Raw genomic sequence first — 16,745 nt, 5'->3', positions numbered from 1 at the left:
CCTCACCCGTTCTCGGCGAATTCCTTGGCGTGCCTGAGCGTCGTGAGGCTGTTGGTGCCCAGCGCGTGACGGATGAGCTCGCGAGCGCGCTCGATCGTCCCGTCCGCTCCCAGCACGTCGGGGATGACCTCGGGCCGGATGACGACGGTGTGGTGCGACGTCGCCTCGATGCCGGCCTCGATGCCGTCGCCGATGTCCCGGAACGTCCACCGGCCGACGTGCGCCGCCATGATCGGCGGTGTGTGCGTCTGCTTGTAGACGATGCCGTCGTACGGGGTGCAGACCCGCACCGAGTGCGTGGTGTGGATCGACCCGTCCGGGCTGCGCGTGTCCATCTCCATGGACTGCACGCCGGTGACGGCTTCGGTGAGGTCCAGCCGCGCGACGTGCGGCAGGCGTTCCGGCCACAGGTCGGAGCGGTACAGGAACTCGTAGACGTCCTTGCGGCTCGCGTGGATCGTGATGCTGTCCGAGAACGACAGCACCAGCTTGTCGTAGTCGTCGCCGTACTCGGCCGCCCGCTTGAGAGCGGCGAGCTCGGCGTCGCTGTTGTTGTTGACGGCGTTCAGGATGAGGTCGACCGCCTCGGGCTGCGCCGCGGTGAAGTGGTGAAGCAGATCGACCCGGGTCGCCGAGTCGGCGATCGGGACGATCCGCCACTCCCCACCCATCGTCTTCACCGGGGCGGCCGAACGCTCCTGCTCGAACTTGATGTGCAGGTTCGCCGGGTCGAGCTCTCGCCGGGACGTCCACGTGCGCACGTCACCGTTGGCGAACGCGTGCAACCGCAACCGTTCCGTCGAGCCGTCCCGTTCGAACACCTCGGCCTGAACCGTGGGTCCGAAGATGTACGGCCAGGTCGTCACGTCCGCGACCAGGTCGTACACCACCTTGGCGGGAGCCCCGATCATGACCGTGTGCGTGGTGGTGTGCGTCATGTCCGTCTCCGTATCCGAGTCGCCGGCGTCAGGCCGCGATCTGTCCGTTGACCTTGTCCAGCAGCTGACGCGGCGTCTGGATGTACGCCATCTCGTCGTCGGCGATGGAGACCCCGTGCTTGCGCTTGATCAGCGCGACCGTCTCCAGCAGGGCGAGGGAATCGAAGCCCAGCTCGAGGAACGGGAGGTCGAGAATGTCCTGGCCCGGCTTGAACGAGTCGTCGTCGCCCGCGGCCTCGTTGAGGATCTCTTTGAGGCCCTCGATGGTCAGTGCGCTCACGGCTAGCTTCCTTTCCTCCAGCGGGCGGTTTCCGCGCGCCCACGACTGAGGTTGTCACCGCGCACCTGTAAGCCACTGGAGAGATTCTCGAAGAAACCGTTGCACGACAAGCAAAAACGGCCCGCGCCACAGTGTGGCGCGGGCCGCTGGAGATTCGTTCTAGTGGTGTGGCTCGGAATGTCGCCGGGCGAGTTCGCGGTCAGACGGCCGCGATGCGCCCTGCTGAGCGTGAACTACCCAGCCGACATTCCGGGCCACACCACTAGGCGAGAAGGCGTTGCAACTGACGGGTTTCGGCGCTGTCGAGGCGCGGATCGGACGTCAGGATCGCGTGCTGCAGTGTCTGCAGGCGCGACGACGGCTCGACGCCGAGCTCCTCGATCAGGGTGTTGCGCAGGGCTTTGAACGAGTCGAGCGCCTGCCACTGCCGGCCCGCGCGGAACAGCGAGATCATGTACTGCGCGCACAGGTTCTCGTTCATCGGGTTCTGCACCGTCAGCACCGACAGCTCGCTGAGCAACACCTTGTGCTTGCCCATCCGCAGCTCGGCGTCGATGCGTGCTTCGAGCACGCCCAGCCGTGCTTCCTCGAGGCGCACGATCTCGATGCCGAGCGGCATGCCCGGCCGCACGTCCACGACCGCGGCGCCGCGCCACATCTCCAGCGCCTGGCGCAGCAACCGGGAGGCCGAGACGTAGTCCTCCACGTCGTAGGCCTGCTGGCCCACGCGGGAGAGGCGTTCGAACTCGTGCACGTCGACGGCCTCCGGCGGCACGTCGAGCAGGTAGCCGCCGTACCGGGTGACGAGCACTTCCTTCGCCTCGCCCTCACCGGACGTCGCCAGCGCGTCACCGATGAGCTTGCGCAGCTGCAGGATGTAGGTCTGCAGGGTGGTGCGGGCGCTGCGCGGCGGGCGGTCGCCCCACAGCTCCTCGATCAGCGTGGGGACGGACACCACCTGCCCGGAGTGGAGCGCGAGCAGCGCCAGGATCTGCCGTGGCTTGGCCGCGGTCGGCGTCACGGAGCGACCGTTCACCTTGGCCTCGACGGGCCCCAGGACCTTGATCTGCATCGCGACCCCTCCTTCGGTTCCGAGCACGGGATTAGTCTGCTCGGCCCAACGAGGACGCGTTAGTGCACAGGCCATCGATGTCAGGTGAGTTCTGCCCGTGCCGGGTATGAAAACTTCATACGGAGGCGCATTAGCCGGTAACTACCGATCCATTACCGCTGGTCCGCATGATTACCACCATCAAATGACACACAAACATCGGAGATGCACATGTACCCCACCGTCACCGTGGAGCACTTGTCTTCCGTCACCACCGCCATGGACGACTCCGACGACATGAAGATCTACCAGTTCGACCGTGAAGCCTCGATGGACTGGCTGTTCCCGTGGGGCTGGTCGACCATCACCGGCTCGGGCAAGGGCTGCACCGCCTACGACGAGGTCCTTGCGGCATGAGACCCGAACTGGCCGAACCCGGTGAACAAAGAATTGGGTTCAAACGCCATCTCCGCCCGCAGATCGTGCACGGCGAGGCCGTTTATCTGATCGGCGAGTCAGGGGTCACCGCGATCCAGGGCTCGCACGTCGAGGCGCTGGCGCCGCTGCTCGACGGCACCAGGGACCTCACGGCGCTGCTGCGGGACGTGCCCGCCGGCCTGACCGCGGACAGGGTCGAGCGGATGCTCACCCGGCTCGCCGCGGCGGGACTGATCGGCAGGCGCGGCACGGAGGACGGTTCGGCCACGACAGAGGCCTCGCTCGCGTACTGGGACGCGGCGGGGCTCGACCCCGCGGACGCGGTGGCGGCGACAACGACGTCGCTCGTCTCCGTCGTCACGATCGGCGACATCGATCGCGACGCGCTCGCGGAAACCCTGCACCGCAACGGACTCACGGTCACCTCGGGGAGTGGTGACCTGACGGTCGTGGCGTGTGCGGACTACCTGGAACCAGAACTTCGTGCCATCGACGAGGCCCATCGAGCGTCCGGCACACCGTGGTTGCTGGTCAAGCCGGTCGGCGCCCAGGTCACCGTCGGCCCGTTCTTCACCCCTGGTGACGGCCCGTGCTGGCGTTGCCTCGCCACCCGCCTGTCCGCGAACCGGACGGCAGAGGCGCACGTACGGGCGCGCTGCGGGCAGAAGGGCCCGGCTCCTCGCCCACTCATCGGCCTGCCGTCGCTGCACGCGATGGCGATGGAGATCGCGTCGGTCGAGGCGGCCAAGTGGCTCGCCGGTGTGCGCCACGAGATACAGCGCTCCATCTGGAGCTACGACAGCCTGAGCATGAAGGTCACCCAGCACGAGGTGCGGCACCGTCCGCAGTGCGGCGGCTGCGGTGACCAGGAAGTTGTCGCGCGCAGGGCGTTCGAGCCGGTCGAACTCACGAGTCGCGTGAAGCGCTCCTGCGACGGCGGCGGGCACCGCGCGTCGCCGCCGCAGGAGGTGCTCGACCGCTACCGCCACCTCATCGGCCCCGTCACCGGGATCGTGCGGGAGATCCGCCGGGCGGAGGGTCCCGCGTTCTTCAACTCCTATCGCTCCGGCGCGAACATCGCGGCGAGCGGCGAGGGCATCGAGGGGCTGCGCTCGGCGTTGCGCGCGGACACCGGCGGCAAGGGCGTGACCGCGCTCGACGCCGAGGTCGGCGCGCTGTGCGAGGCCGTGGAACGCCGCAGCGGCGCGTTCTTCGGCGACGAGGCGCGGGTGAGCGGCAGCTTCGCTTCGCTCCGCGACATGGCGATCCACCCGGATGCGGTGCAGCAGTACCATCCGCGCCAGTTCGCGGACCGCGACGCGTGGAACGCCGAGCACGCCGCGTTCCAGTTCGTCACCACCCCGTTCGACGAGAACGAGGTGATGGACTGGACCCCGCTGTGGTCGCTGACCGAGCGACGCCACAAGTTCCTGCCCACCGGCATGGTCTACTTCGGCGCCCCCTGCCCGCCGAGCGTCGTGTCGAACTCCAACGGCTGCGCGGCCGGCAGCAGCATCGAGGACGCCGTCCTGCAGGGGCTGCTGGAACTCGTCGAACGCGACGCCGTCGCGATCTGGTGGTACAACCGCACGCCCATGCCCGGCATGGACCTCGACTCGTTCCGCGACCCATGGATCAGCGAGCTGCGCCAGGTGCACGCGGGCCTCGGCCGTGAGGTGTGGCTGCTGGACGTCACGTCGGACCTCGGCGTGCCGACGATGGTCGCGATCTCGAGGCGGACCAGCGGCGAACGGGAGGACATCATGCTCGGCTGCGGCTCGCACCTGGACTCGCGGCTCGCGGCACGCCGGGCGCTCACCGAGCTCAACCAGTGCATGCCGATGGTGTGCGGGCCGATGGACCTCGGCACGTTCGACGTCGACATGCGGCGCTGGTTCGAGACGACGAAGCTGGCCGAGCAGCCGTGGCTCGCGCCCGACCCGTCCGTGCCGCCGCGGGACGCGTTCCACCACGGCTACCTGTTCCGCCACGACCTGACCGACGACGTCCGCGCGCTCCAGCACACTCTGGAGCAGCGCAGAATGGAGGTTCTCGTGCTCGACCAGACCAGGCCCGACATCGGACTTCCGGTCGTGCGGGTCGTGGTGCCGGGCCTGCGGCACTTCTGGTCGAGGTTCGCTCAAGGGCGCCTCTACGACGTGCCGGTACAACTGGGTCGACTGACCCGCCCCAGGCGTTACGAAGAGCTCAACCCGATCCCCCTGTTCATGTGACGCACACCTGCCAGAGCGGAGGCGCCGTGGTGCCCACGCAGTCGCACATCCCGGCCGGCCGGCCGCTGTGGTCGTTGCTCGAGGACGCCTTCGTCGACGAAGGCATCGAGCACCTCACCGTGCACGGCAGATGGGGTGCGATCGAGATCGCGGACACGAGCCCGCTCGTGCGCGAGGCGTTGCACCGCATGAGCCTCGGACCGGTGGCACTGGAGAACATCTCCGCTCTGCACGAGAACTTCGTGCGGTGGAAGACCGGCTCCGGCCCGTGCCTGATCTGGCGCAAGCTCAAGAGCACACTCGACCAACTGGGTGGTTGTGTCGTGCCCTCGCTCGGCCTGAACGACGGCGCCGGCCCGATCCTCTCGGTCGTCGCCGTCACGCGGGACGCCGTGTTCACGTTGCCTGCCGTCGACGAGGACGCGATCATCACCATGAGACCGCGCACCGAGATCGAGCGCCTCAACGGTGACCAGGCGCTCGCCTGCCCCGGTCTCCCCTACCAGGTGATCCTGCACAGCGCGCCCGCCACGGAGATCGCGAAGTCGTTGCTGCACACCGCGAGCACAACCGCTCAGGTGGCGGAGTCGTTGCAGGTGGAGAAGTCGCTGGTCGGAGATGTGGTCGCTTATCTGGCGGGGGCCGGACTCGTCGTCGTCCAGAGGTGTTGAGCCATCGCCATGTTGCTCCGATCGAGGATCGCAAAACGCGGGATTTCCCAGGACGCGCCCGTATCATGGCCGCGTCCCGACCTTCGCGTGGGAGCTGCTGCTGTGACGCAACGACTGGAACGTTCCTCGGTCTCCCGTCGTTTGGCGTACGTCGTCATCAGCGTGGTGTTCGCCAACTACCTCGGCAACGCCTTCTTCTACGTGCTGCAGGTGTCGGCGACGTTCCCGCGAATCGTGTCCTCACTCGCCTGCCTGCTCACCATCGGGTACCTGCAGCTGCGGGTGTTCTCGCGCCCCGGTGCCGACCTGCGGTCGAGCCGGGCGTATCTGGCACTGGGCGCGATGGTGCTGCTGGTCTACGTGCCGATGCCATTCTTCCCCTCCGGCTGGCCGGGCATGCCGGGGTTCCTCGCGGGCAGCGCGTTGCTGGTGCTGCCCAACCGGGTGCGCTGGCTCGCGTTCGGCGCGGTCGTGCTGAGCAACGGCCTCATCCAGTCGTTCTACGTGCCGACGCTGCCCCTGATCGGACAGGCCTACTACGTGGTGGGGTCGACGGTCTCCGGCCTCGTCGTCTACGGCCTGTCCCGGCTGCCGACGCTGGTGCGCCAGCTGGAGACCGCGCGGTCCGAACTGGCTGAGCTGGCCGTGTCGCAGGAACGGCTGCGGTTCGCCCGCGACCTGCACGACCTACTCGGGTTCAGCCTGTCGGCGATCACGTTGAAGGTGGAGCTGGCCCGCAAGCTGCTCGGTGCGCACACCGAGCGTGCGATGCGCGAGCTTGCCGAGATCCTCGGCATCGCCCGCGAGGCACTGACGGACGTTCGTGCGGTCGCGTCGAGCTACCGCGAGCTGTCGCTGTCCGAGGAGATCGAGTCGGCGCGATCAGTGCTGACGGCGGCCGGCGTCGCCGCGACGATCGAGACCTGCCACCCCGAGCTGTCTCCCCGGTCGAGGACAGTGCTCGCCACCGTGCTGCGCGAAGGCGTGACGAACCTCCTGCGGCACAGCAACGCCACCCGGTGCGCGATCACCATCCGCGGCAGCGACGAGCTGGTGTCGATCGACATCGCCAACGACGGCGCGCCGGCGGAGGTCTCGGCCGACCGCGGTAGCGGCCTCACCAACCTCGCCACCCGCACCACCGCGATCGGTGGTTCCCTGCTCGCCCAGACCGCTCCCGGCGGCACGTACCGGCTGCACGCCGAGGTGCCCGCCGACTCGGCGCCGGAGAAGAAGCCCGCGTCCGGAGCAGGCACGGCACGCCCGGCGATCGCCACGACGTTCGCGCAGGTGCTGCTCACCTCGGTGGTGATCGGGTACCTCCTCACGACGACGATGCTGGTGCTCAACGAGTACGCCCGGATCGGCGCGGCCGGGATCGTGCTGACCGCGATCGGCATCTTCAGCACGGTCGGGCTCGCGCTGGGCGTGGTGAGCAGGCCGCGGATCCGGCTGAGCCTCGCCCAGCGTTGTTGGGTGCTCGGAGCTCTTGCCGCGTTCGTGTACGTGCCCCAACTGGTCTACGGCGACCCCTACCTCGGCCTGACGGGCTTCCTCGCCGGATCCGCGGCGCTGATGCTGCCACCCCGCGTGGGCTGGCCGGTGTTCTCCGCGGTCGTCGCCTCGCAGGGCGTGATCTTCGGGGTGAACGGGTTCAACGCGGTCGAAATCGCCTACGGCGTCATGGCCGCGATGAACCACGGGCTCGTGCTGTACGCGTTGACGCGGCTGAGGTCAATGGTGTCCGAGCTGCACGAGGCGCGGGAGGAGCTCGCGACGGCGGCGGTGGCCCAGGAACGGCTGCGGTTCGCGCGCGACCTGCACGACCTGCTCGGCTACAGCCTGTCCGCGATCACGTTGAAGAGCGAGCTGACCCACCGGCTGGCGACAGCCGACCCCGATCGCGCCCGCCAGGAGCTCACCGAGGTCCTGGAGATCTCCCGGCAGGCGCTCGCGGACGTGCGCTCGGTAGCGCTGAGCTACCGGGAGCTGTCGTTCGACGAGGAGACCCAGTCGGCGCAGGCGCTGCTGTCCGCGGCCGACATCGACGTGACAGTGCAGATCGACGCGTGCGACCAACTGCCCACCGAGGTGAAGGTGACGCTCGCGACGGTGCTGCGCGAAGGCGTCACGAACCTCCTGCGGCACAGCAAGGCGGAGCACTGCGAGATCGTGCTCTCCAGCTCCCGGTACCTGGTCACGATGGACATCGTCAACGACGGGATCCCCACGATCGAGCGGAAGTCTTCTGACGGCAGCGGCATCGGCAACCTCACCACCCGCGTCCGGGCGCTCGGCGGCGACCTGCACGCCGGGCTCACCCCCGAGCACACCTACCGGCTGCGCGCCGAGATCCCACTGCCGTTGAACTGACGAGATTTCCCAGGAAGCGCCCCGTATCTGCGTTCCGGCAGGGCCTACCTGGCACTGGGCGCGATGGCCGTGCTTGTGTACGTACCGCTCCTGTTCTTCCCTGACGAGTGGACCAACATGCCCGGCTTCCTCGCGGGCAGCTCCGTGCTGGTGCTGCCCGGCCGGGTGCGATGGCTCGTCTTCTTCGCCGTGGTACTGGGTGCTGACGTCGTCGCCGGACCTCGTCGCACTGGACATCACCAACGACGGAATCCCCGCCACCGGAAGAAGTTCCGGCGACGGCAGCGGGATCGGCAACCTCACCACCCGTGTCCGCGCGCTCGGCGGCGGCCTGCACGCCGGGCTCACGCCCGAGCGAACCTACCGGCTGCGCGCCGAAATCCCGCTCACAGCATCTCGATGACCGCGCAGCCCCAGCTGTAACCGGCGCCGACGCCGTACATCACGATCCGCTGGCCGGACTTCGCCTTGCCCGTCTGCACGAGGTGGTCGAAGCTCGCGAACTGGTCGCCGGCGCCGAGGTGCCCGACCGTGCGGCTCCACGACCACGTCGTACGCTCCGGGTCGATGTCGTACGGGCGCAGGTAGTTCACGTCCAGCCGGCGGCGGCCGAAGTGCGGCAGGATGATCCAGTCCGCGTCGCCGATCTTCATGTCGGCGTCGGACAGCGCCTGCTCCACCGCGAGCGCCTGGCCCGCGTTGGCCTTGTTGATGCCGTAGGAGAGCCCGAACTCGCGGCTGAACGTGTGCTTGGCCTCCTCGAAATCCACCGGGATGCGGTGCGAGAACGGCGCGAGGCCGAACGGCACGTCGCCGCGGTGCAGTGGCTCCAGGTCGGAATCAGCGTTGATCGCCAATGAAAGCAGCTTCGCGTAACCGCCGCGGGTGGACAGCACGAGAGCCGACGCGCCGTCGCCGTAGGGCGTTCCGGGGTCGGTCCTCCAGCGGTCGATCCCGGGCAGGCAGAAGCGGTCCGAGGACGTGAGGAGGGCGTCCCTGCCGGGACGGGCGATCAGGTAGGACACCGCGAGGTCCATCGCGGCCAGGCCGCCGTTGGACATCTGCCGGATCTCCAGCGCCAGGCAGGAGTTCCGCACCGTCTCGCGCTGGATGTAGGAACCGACGGGCCACAGGTCCTGGCCCTGGTGGTAGGTGGTGGCGTGCAGGATCAGGTCGACGTCGTCGGGCGCGGATCCCGCCCGTGCCAACGCGACCCGTGCCGCCTCGACCGCCATCTCGGCCGCCGACTCGTGCGGGGACACGGACACGGACTCGACGTCCGTCCGCGCGACGAGCTTCGGCTCGCACTCCCCCGACGCGATCGCGTCCGCGACGTTCAGCGTCGAGGGCAGGCGCACGCCGCTGCCGTTGACGAAAACATCCTTCACTCGCACCGCGGTCAGACCTCCTTCAGCGCGCGTGCCACGCGCACGACGCGTTCCGCCTGGATCTGGGCCGCCTGCAACGCGATCTCGTCGACCGGCATGTTGCCGGCGCCCAGGACGTGAGAGGTGCCGTAGGGATTCAGGTCTCCTCCCGGCGGCACGATGATCCCGCCGAAGTGGCAGACCATGTTGTAGATCGACACGAGCGTGGTCTCCATGCCCCCGTGCAGGCTGCCGCCGGAGGTGAAGGCGCTGTAGACCTTGTCGGCGAGCAGGCCGCTGAACCAGGCGGGCCCCAGCGTGTCGATGAACTGCTTGAGCTGCGCGGACACGTTGCCGAAGCGGGTCGGCGTGCCGAAGACGACGGCGTCGGCCCACAGCACGTCGTCGACCGAGGCGATGGGGACGTCCGCGGTCTCCTCCAGGTGCGCCGCCCAGGCAGGCCTGGACCGCCACGCCGCCTCGGGCGCCAGCTCCGCAGCCCGTACCAGCCGCACCTCGGCACCGTGCTTCTCGGCCGTCTCGGAGATCTCCGTGGCGATCCGGTGAATCGTTCCCGTCGAGGAGTAGTACACGACTGTCACGTTGACGCTGCGTTCCATGACGCATCCCTTCGCGAGGCAGCTCGGTTCACCCTTGCCGGGCCGCCTTGATGTGGCGTGGAGCGCGACATGAACGTTGGGAGATATGGTGGCGCGCGGAGGGGCGCGATGATCAGGGTTCTGCTCGCGGAGGACATGCACATGGTGCGCGGTGCTCTCATCGCGCTGCTCAACCTCGAACCGGACATCGAGGTCGTGGCCGAGGTGAGCTCGGGCGACAAGATCGTGCCGGCCGCGCGCCAGCACGCCCCCGACGTCTGTGTGATCGACATCGACCTGCCGATCCTCGACGGGCTGAGCGCCGCGACGACGATCCGCGAGACGATGCCGCAGGTCAGGACGTTGATGCTGACGTCGCTGGGCCGTCCGGGGACGTTGCGCAGGGCGTTGGCGGCCCGCGTGGACGGGTTCCTGCTCAAGGACGCGCCGCCGACGGAGCTCGCCGACGCGATCCGACGCGTCGCCGCCGGGGAACGCGTCGTGGACAGCCAGCTCGCCCTGGCCGCGTGGGACCGCGGCGAGTGCCCGCTGACCGACCGCGAGCTGGAGGTCCTCCGGCTGGCGGCGAACGGCGCCGACGCACCTGACATCGCTGTCGCGCTGTCGCTTTCGGTCGGTACCGTCCGCAACTACATGACGACGATCATGACCAAGCTCAACGGGCGCAACCGGGTGGACGCCATCCGCATCGCCGAGGAAGCCGGCTGGTTGTAGCCCGGCTCCCTGCGTCGCGGACGGCATCGGTCAGGCCGCCTTCTGCTGGCTGGCGCGCAGGTCGAAGCCCGGCTGGGCGACGATCTCCGGGGTGAGCGAGTTGCCGCCCTCCAGGATCCGGCGCCCCATCAGGAAGTCGATCGGCCGGTTGTACGCCTCGATTCCAATCAACCTGTCATTTTTGAAGCAGAACACCGAGAACCGGCCCTCGGCCGGGTCGCCGACGGTGACCGTGCGGTCGTGGCCGTTGGTGAGGCCTGCGGTCTGCAGCTTCACGTCGTACTGGTCGCTCCAGAACCACGGCAGGGCGGTGTAGGGCTCCGCGCTGCCCATGATGGCCGCCGCGACCGTGGTGCCCTGGTCCGTGGCGTTCTGCACCGACTCCAGGCGGATCAGGCCGCCGGCGTGCGTGCTGGCGAACCGCGCGCAGTCGCCGACCGCGTAGACGCGCGGGTCGACCGTGCCGAGGTGAGCGTCGACGACGATGCCGTTGTCGACCGTGAGCCCGGCGCGCTGGGCGACCTCGGTGTTCGGGATGACGCCGATGCCCGCGACCACGAGATCCGCGACGAGCACCGTGCCGTCCGCCAGTTCCACCAGGCCTTCCCTGACCGCGGCGACGCCCGTTCCGGTGAGGATCTGGACGCCTTCGCTGCGGTGGCGGTTGACGAGGTGCTGGGCCGTCTCCGCGGACACCGCCCGTTGCATCACCTGCGGCTGCGCCTCGACGACGGTCACCTCGTGGCGCAGTTTCCGCACCACGGCGGCGAACTCGAGGCCGATGAACCCGCCGCCGATGACGACGACGTCGAGCCCGATCTGGCCGTCGAGCCGCTGCCGGATGGCGTCCGCGTCCGCGACCGTGCGCAGGTTCAGCACGTGCTCGGCGCCGGGGATGGGCAACGGCCGGGGCCGCGCTCCCGTCGCGAACACCAGATGGTCGTAACTGATCGTCCGGGCACAACCCAGCACCGCGACCCGCGCCTGGCGGTCGACCCCGATCACCCGCTCGCCGCGCACGAGCTTGATGCCGTGGTCCTCGTAGTACGAGTCCTGCCTGAGCACCAGCCCGGCGAGGTCGGTCTCCCCCGCCAGGTAGGCCTTGGTGAGCGGCGGCCGCTGGTACGGCGCCGCCTGCTCGTCCCCGATGAGCGTGATGGGGCCGCGGTGTCCCTGCTCGCGCAGGGACACCGCGACCTGGCAGCCCGCCTGCCCGGCCCCGACGACGACTACCGACTCGCCGCGCATGTCAGTAGTTGCCCAGCCCGCCGCAGACGTTGAGCGCCTGTGCGGTGATCGAGGACGCGGTGTCCGTCGTCAGGTACGTCACGAGACCGGCGACCTCTTCCGGCGTGCTGTACCGACCCAGCGGGATCTTGGCGTTGAACTTCTCGAGGACCTCGTCCTCGGTGACACCCCAGTGGTTCGCGTACCCCTGGCGCACCCGGCCGGCCATCGGCGTCTCGACGTAGCCGGGGCACACCGCGTTGACGGTGATTCCGGACTTCGCGAGCTCGATGCCGACGGCCTTGGTGAAGCCGACGACGCCGTGCTTGGACGCCGAGTAGGGCGCGGCGAACACGACGCCCTGTTTGCCGCCGGTGGAGGCGATGTTGATGATCCGGCCCCAGGTCTGCTCGACCATCCTGCCGGTGGACAGCACCTCTTTGGTGAAGCGGAAGACGCCGTTGAGGTTGGTGTTGATCACGTCCAGCCAGAGGTCCTCGTCCAGCTCGGCGGTGATGCCACCGCCGCCGCGCCCGGCGTTGTTGACGAGGATCTCGATGGGCCCGAAGACGTCGACGGCCTTCTGGACCGCGTTCTTGATGTCCTCTGTGGACGTCACGTCGGACGCCGCACCGTCCGCCTCGATGCCCTCTTCACGGAGCTGCTTCACCGTGGTCTGGACGTTCTCGGCGTTGCGGGCCACGACGAAGACCGCGTGCCCCTCCCTGCCGAGGCTGCGCGCGACCTCGAGACCGATTCCACTGGTGGCGCCCGTGACCAGGGCGACCCGTCGCTGGCTCATGCTTCTTCTCTCCCTCAGAGTTGCTTCTCAGGCATGTGCACGACGAGCCCGTCCTGCTCCTCGGTCACGGGGATCTGGCAGCTCAGCCGGCTGTTCTCCTTGCGCTCACAGGCCGTGAAGTACAGGAGCTCGTCCTCGACCTGGTGCATCTGCGACAGCGGCTTGGTGTTCTCCGGGTCGACGTACACGTGGCACGTGCCGCAGGAGGCTCCACCGCCGCACTGGGCGACGATTCCCTTGATGCCGTTGAGAACCGCGCCGCGCATCACGGTGTCGTCCTGGGCAACGTCGACAACGGTCTCAACCCCGTCGTGCGCTACGTAAGTGATCTTTGGCATGGCAGTTCTCCCACGGATCTGCGGCTCGCCGGACGTGGTTCACCTTGAACGGCAGCGCTTTGCACGTGGTGGAGACCACCTTGAGCGTCTTGCCCGCGCTGCTCCGCTGGCATTCGAGCAGGTCTTGCGACTCTGCGGTGTCGGCGTACACCCACACGCGGAGGTTCCACCGTGCCCCTCAAGGAGTTCTACGACCAGCAGGTGAACTGGTCACCGCCGTTCGAGGACGGCCTTGAACGCGCGACGGTCGTCGTGCCACGCGACTATTCCGACCCGGACGGTCCCAAGCTCACCATCGCGCTCGCCCGTCTCAAGGCCACGAACCCGGCCCAGCGCCGCGGCGTCCTGCTGGCCGTCAACGGCGGGCCCGGCGGCGACGGCGGCGACGGCCTCGGGCTGATCAAGCGCCTCGGCAGGCGGGTGCGGACCGCCTACGACCTCATCGGGTTCGACCCGCGTGGCTACGGCGAGTCCACCAAGCTGTACAGCGAGGTGACGATTCCCAAGGCGCCCTTCGACTCCCGGCCGCCGGACTCGTTGTTCGAGCAGCTGGCCGAGGACATGCGGCTGCGCGAGCTCGGCTGCCAGAAGGGCGGCGGTGAGCTGCGCCCGCACATCACAACGCGCAACACCGCCCGTGACATGGACCTGATCCGGGTCGTGCTGGGTGAGGAGAAGATCTCGTTCGTCGGGTACGCGTACGGCACGTACGTCGGCGCCGTCTACGGCACGATGTTCCCGGAGAACCTCGACCGCACGGTCCTCGACTCGTGCATCAATCCACAGTGGACTTGGCGTGAGCAGTTCGTCACGCAGGCGGAGGCGGTCTACCGCAACGTCGCGCTGTGGGCGGAGTGGACCGCGGAACGCGACGGGCACTTCCACCTCGGCACGACCCCCGAGCAGGTCATCGCCGAGATCGAGGCCGTCGTCGAGAAGCTCGACGACGGCGACCAGGTCCAGCTCCGCACGCTGCTCGACGGCGCGGTCGGCACGCGGTCGACGGACCGGGCTCAGTGGGACTCGCTGGGCTACCTCATCGGCGACCTCCGCACCACGTTGCAGGACGCCAACTACGAGAAGGCGCGGACGCTGATCGTCGGGCAGGCCACGTGGCGGCCGCAGGACCAGGAGGGCGACCTGCGCGTCGGCGTGCTGGAGGCCATCACGCTGGAGACCTACTGGCCGCAGGACCTGGAGGTCTACTACGCCGACGTCCGCAAGCACCGCGCCCAGCACCCCTACGGCTACGGCGTGCTGCGGGCCCAGCCGTGGGTCGGCGCGTTCCGGACGTTCGAGAGCCTGGAGCCGCCGACGAAGCTCGCGCAGCCGGGCTACCCCAAGGGTCTCGTGGTGCAGGCGGACGGCGACCCGATGGACCGCTACGAGGGCGGCGTCGTGCTGGCCGAACTGCTGGACCACCCGCTCGTCGTCATCGAAGACTCCGGTGACCACGAGGTGTACGCGCTGGCGGGCAACGAGGTCCTCGACGCCCTGGTCGACGACTACCTCGTCGACGGCGTGCTGCCGGCGCAGGCCCGCGTCACCGTCCCGGGTCACGTCAAGCGCCCGGACATCCCGAAAGACTGACGCACGAACGCAAAGGGGCCCCGCACCGAAGTGCGGGGCCCCTTTCGCGTCTCAGTCCTCCGCGGGGATGTCCCAGGTGACCGGCAGCTCCCAGAGGCCGTAGATCACGGCGCCCTCCTTGCGCGGGATCTCCAGGAACGGCTTCGCGAGCCGCAGCGACGGGATCCGCTGGAACAGCGTCGACCACACGAGCTGCATCTCCAGGCGCGCCAGGTCGGCACCGATGCAGTGGTGCAGGCCGTGCCCGAACCCGAGGTGCTTGCGGGTGCCGCGCTCCAGGATCAGCTTCTCCGGCTCCGGGAAGATCTCCGGGTCGCGGTTGCCGTTGAGGCCCAGGCACAGGATGCCGTCGCCGGCCTTGATGGTCTTGCCGCCGATCTCGATGTCCTCCAGCGCGACGCGCGGGATGGCGGTGTCACCGATGGTCGCGAGGCGCACGAGCTCCTCGACGGCGGGCTCGATCATGCCCTCCGGGTCGTCCAGCAGCAGCTTGAGCTGGTCGGGGTTCTCCAGCAGCGCGGCGGTGCCGAGCGACAGCATCGAGGCCGTGGTCTCGTGGCCGCCGTTCATCAGCAGGCGGATCATGTTGAACAGGTCGCGGCGCGTGTACTCCTCGCCGGAGGCGGCGTACTCGGCCATCGCGCGGCTGAGGAGGTCCTCGCCGGGCTCCTTCTCCTTCAACGTGATCAGCTTGTCGACGTAGGCGTTCACCTCGACGATCGCGGCCTGGCGCTGCTCGGGCGTCGAGTGTCCACCCAGGAGACACGTGCCGTGCTCGATGAAGAAGTCGTGCTCGTCCTGCGGGATGCCGAGCAGCTCGCAGATGACCGTCATCGGCACGGCGAGGGAGAACTCGCGGTGGAAGTCGATCGGCGGCGTCATCGTGAGGATCTTGTCGATGTACTCGTCGACGATCTCCTGGATGCGCGGGCGCAGACGCTTCACCTGGCGGTTGGTGAACGTCACGGCCGCCTTGCGCCGGGTCTTGGTGTGCTCCGGGTTGTCGTAGCCGATGAACGACGTCTCGGTGCGGAACTCCGGCGGCGCGATGAAGTAGAACGGGAAGTTGTCGTGCTTGCGCGACGCGCTGATCCGCGGGTCCGTCAGGAGCTGCTTGATCGTGTGGTAGCCGCTGATCGTCCAGATCCGCAGACCGGAACCGGTCAGCGTCACCTCGACGACGTCCTCCTCGGCCATCTCGGTGTACTGCGCGGGCGGCGTGAACGGGCATGTGCGCTTGTACGGGAACGTGTCCACACCTGGCTCGGTGGCGCTGCTGGTCATCTGGGTCTTCCTCCTAGTCGAGAAGTTGGCTCACGCCAGGTCAGCGCCGCCATCGAGCGTGATGACTTGACCGGTGACCCACGAGCTCGCGGGCTCGGCGAAGCGGGTGATCCACGGAACGACGTCGTCGACCTCACCGGTGCGCCCCAGCGGCGTCTGCGAGGCCTGGAAGCCGAAGTAGCCCTCGACCTCCTCGGGGCTCAAACCGTTGGCCGAGTAGACCTCCGTGCGCACCGCGGCAGGGGCGACCGCGTTGACGCGGATGCCCTGCGGGGCCAGTTCGAGGGCCCAGCTGCGCACGAGGCTGTCCACGGCCGCCTTGCTGGCGCCGTACACGCCACCGCCCGGCACCGCGATGTGCCCGGCGTTGCTGGAGACGAACACGATGCTGCCGCCCGGCGAAGTCAGCTGCGGCAGCAGCTTGGCGGTCAGCACCAGCGGGCCGACCAGGTTGGTCTCCAGCACGTCGCGCGCGGTCGCGAGGTCGAAACCGGCGACCGGTGTGAAACGGAAGATGCCGGCGTTGTGCACCAGCACGTCCACCTTGCCGCCGCCCAGTTTCACGGCGTCGACGACCTTCTGCGCGCCTTCGTCCGTCGTCACGTCGGCGACGACGGCGGTGATCGCGGGGTGCAGTGCGACGACCTCGGTGAGCCGGTTCTCCCGGCGGCCGGTGATGATCACGTTCGCGGCGCCGAGGTCGGCGAACGCCAGCGCCGCCGCGCGGCCGATGCCGGTTCCCCCACCCGTCACGACGACCTGCTGTCCGGCAAATGGTGCGTCCGACATGACGCCTCCAGCTTCTTTCCACTCGGTAG

At 68.7% G+C, this 16,745-nt stretch carries 17 protein-coding genes; 7 read left to right on the top strand and 10 right to left on the bottom strand.

Going from position 1 to position 16,745, the window contains the following annotated elements:
* Window positions 1-2: 2 nt before the first annotated feature.
* From IG04_RS0101070 to IG04_RS0101060, 3 genes are all read right to left on the bottom strand, one after another.
* Entirely contained in the window at window positions 3-938 is a 936-nt protein-coding gene (locus IG04_RS0101070) for an aromatase/cyclase (protein WP_030474576.1), read from the bottom strand.
* A gap of 28 nt (window positions 939-966) precedes the next feature.
* A complete protein-coding gene (locus IG04_RS0101065; RefSeq protein ID WP_030474575.1) occupies window positions 967-1,218 on the bottom strand; it encodes an acyl carrier protein in 252 nt (83 codons plus the stop codon).
* A gap of 262 nt (window positions 1,219-1,480) precedes the next feature.
* Entirely contained in the window at window positions 1,481-2,290 is an 810-nt protein-coding gene (locus IG04_RS0101060) for an AfsR/SARP family transcriptional regulator (protein WP_030474574.1), read from the bottom strand.
* Between the two features lie 210 nt (window positions 2,291-2,500).
* Between IG04_RS0101060 and IG04_RS0101055 the strand changes: the two genes are divergently transcribed.
* The 5 genes from IG04_RS0101055 to IG04_RS0101030 all read left to right on the top strand — a co-directional run bounded on the left by IG04_RS0101055 (window position 2,501) and on the right by IG04_RS0101030 (window position 8,388).
* On the top strand, window positions 2,501-2,686 hold the full coding sequence (locus IG04_RS0101055) for a hypothetical protein (protein ID WP_090006287.1): 186 nt from the start codon (window positions 2,501-2,503) through the stop codon (window positions 2,684-2,686).
* Window positions 2,683-4,941 (top strand): TOMM precursor leader peptide-binding protein, encoded by a 2,259-nt coding sequence (locus tag IG04_RS0101050; RefSeq protein WP_051768611.1) that lies wholly within the window; start codon window positions 2,683-2,685, stop codon window positions 4,939-4,941. Before IG04_RS0101055 ends, IG04_RS0101050 begins: the two co-directional genes overlap by 4 nt.
* 26 nt (window positions 4,942-4,967) lie before the next feature.
* Complete coding sequence (locus IG04_RS0101045) at window positions 4,968-5,612, top strand: hypothetical protein (protein WP_144065482.1); 645 nt, start codon at window positions 4,968-4,970, stop codon at window positions 5,610-5,612.
* Window positions 5,613-5,714: 102 nt separating this feature from the next.
* Complete coding sequence (locus IG04_RS42160) at window positions 5,715-7,985, top strand: sensor histidine kinase (RefSeq protein ID WP_144065483.1); 2,271 nt, start codon at window positions 5,715-5,717, stop codon at window positions 7,983-7,985.
* Between the two features lie 199 nt (window positions 7,986-8,184).
* Window positions 8,185-8,388 (top strand): sensor histidine kinase, encoded by a 204-nt coding sequence (locus IG04_RS0101030; RefSeq protein ID WP_030474570.1) that lies wholly within the window; start codon window positions 8,185-8,187, stop codon window positions 8,386-8,388.
* On the opposite strand, the gene IG04_RS0101025 is transcribed toward IG04_RS0101030, so the two are convergent.
* Complete coding sequence (locus tag IG04_RS0101025; RefSeq protein ID WP_030474569.1) at window positions 8,372-9,379, bottom strand: ketoacyl-ACP synthase III family protein; 1,008 nt, start codon at window positions 9,377-9,379, stop codon at window positions 8,372-8,374. The genes IG04_RS0101030 and IG04_RS0101025 overlap by 17 nt on opposite strands.
* 5 nt (window positions 9,380-9,384) lie before the next feature.
* Entirely contained in the window at window positions 9,385-9,972 is a 588-nt protein-coding gene (locus IG04_RS0101020; protein ID WP_030474568.1) for a flavodoxin family protein, read from the bottom strand.
* Between the two features lie 108 nt (window positions 9,973-10,080).
* Here IG04_RS0101020 and IG04_RS0101015 point away from each other — a divergent pair, with 108 nt between their 5' ends.
* Complete coding sequence (locus tag IG04_RS0101015) at window positions 10,081-10,686, top strand: response regulator transcription factor (RefSeq protein WP_030474567.1); 606 nt, start codon at window positions 10,081-10,083, stop codon at window positions 10,684-10,686.
* A 30-nt stretch (window positions 10,687-10,716) separates the two neighbouring features.
* Here IG04_RS0101015 and IG04_RS0101010 read toward each other — a convergent pair whose 3' ends face one another.
* Genes IG04_RS0101010 through IG04_RS0101000 form a run of 3 tightly spaced genes read right to left on the bottom strand, consistent with a single transcriptional unit; the run spans window position 10,717 to window position 13,053 of the window.
* Window positions 10,717-11,934, bottom strand: a complete 1,218-nt coding sequence (locus IG04_RS0101010; RefSeq protein WP_030474566.1) for an NAD(P)/FAD-dependent oxidoreductase — start codon at window positions 11,932-11,934, stop codon at window positions 10,717-10,719.
* Between the two features lies 1 nt (window position 11,935).
* Window positions 11,936-12,715, bottom strand: a complete 780-nt coding sequence (locus IG04_RS0101005) for an SDR family NAD(P)-dependent oxidoreductase (protein ID WP_030474565.1) — start codon at window positions 12,713-12,715, stop codon at window positions 11,936-11,938.
* Between the two features lie 14 nt (window positions 12,716-12,729).
* A complete protein-coding gene (locus tag IG04_RS0101000; RefSeq protein ID WP_030474564.1) occupies window positions 12,730-13,053 on the bottom strand; it encodes a 2Fe-2S iron-sulfur cluster-binding protein in 324 nt (107 codons plus the stop codon).
* Between the two features lie 171 nt (window positions 13,054-13,224).
* Between IG04_RS0101000 and IG04_RS0100995 the strand changes: the two genes are divergently transcribed.
* Window positions 13,225-14,643 carry an alpha/beta fold hydrolase gene (locus IG04_RS0100995; RefSeq protein ID WP_030474563.1) on the top strand — a complete coding sequence of 473 codons (1,419 nt, stop codon included), beginning with the start codon at window positions 13,225-13,227 and terminating at the stop codon, window positions 14,641-14,643.
* Window positions 14,644-14,694: 51 nt separating this feature from the next.
* On the opposite strand, the gene IG04_RS0100990 is transcribed toward IG04_RS0100995, so the two are convergent.
* Together IG04_RS0100990 and IG04_RS0100985 are read right to left on the bottom strand one after the other, a co-directional pair.
* The gene (locus IG04_RS0100990; RefSeq protein WP_030474562.1) at window positions 14,695-15,927 is read right to left on the bottom strand and encodes a cytochrome P450; all 1,233 of its coding nucleotides are present in this window, start codon (window positions 15,925-15,927) and stop codon (window positions 14,695-14,697) included.
* 30 nt (window positions 15,928-15,957) lie between these two features.
* Window positions 15,958-16,716 carry an SDR family NAD(P)-dependent oxidoreductase gene (locus IG04_RS0100985; protein WP_030474561.1) on the bottom strand — a complete coding sequence of 253 codons (759 nt, stop codon included), beginning with the start codon at window positions 16,714-16,716 and terminating at the stop codon, window positions 15,958-15,960.
* Window positions 16,717-16,745 lie beyond the last annotated feature (29 nt).

The sequence above is a fragment of the Lentzea albidocapillata genome (assembly GCF_000719115.1).
GTDB lineage: Bacteria > Actinomycetota > Actinomycetes > Mycobacteriales > Pseudonocardiaceae > Lentzea > Lentzea albidocapillata.
This window is presented reverse-complemented; position numbering and strand designations above follow the sequence as displayed.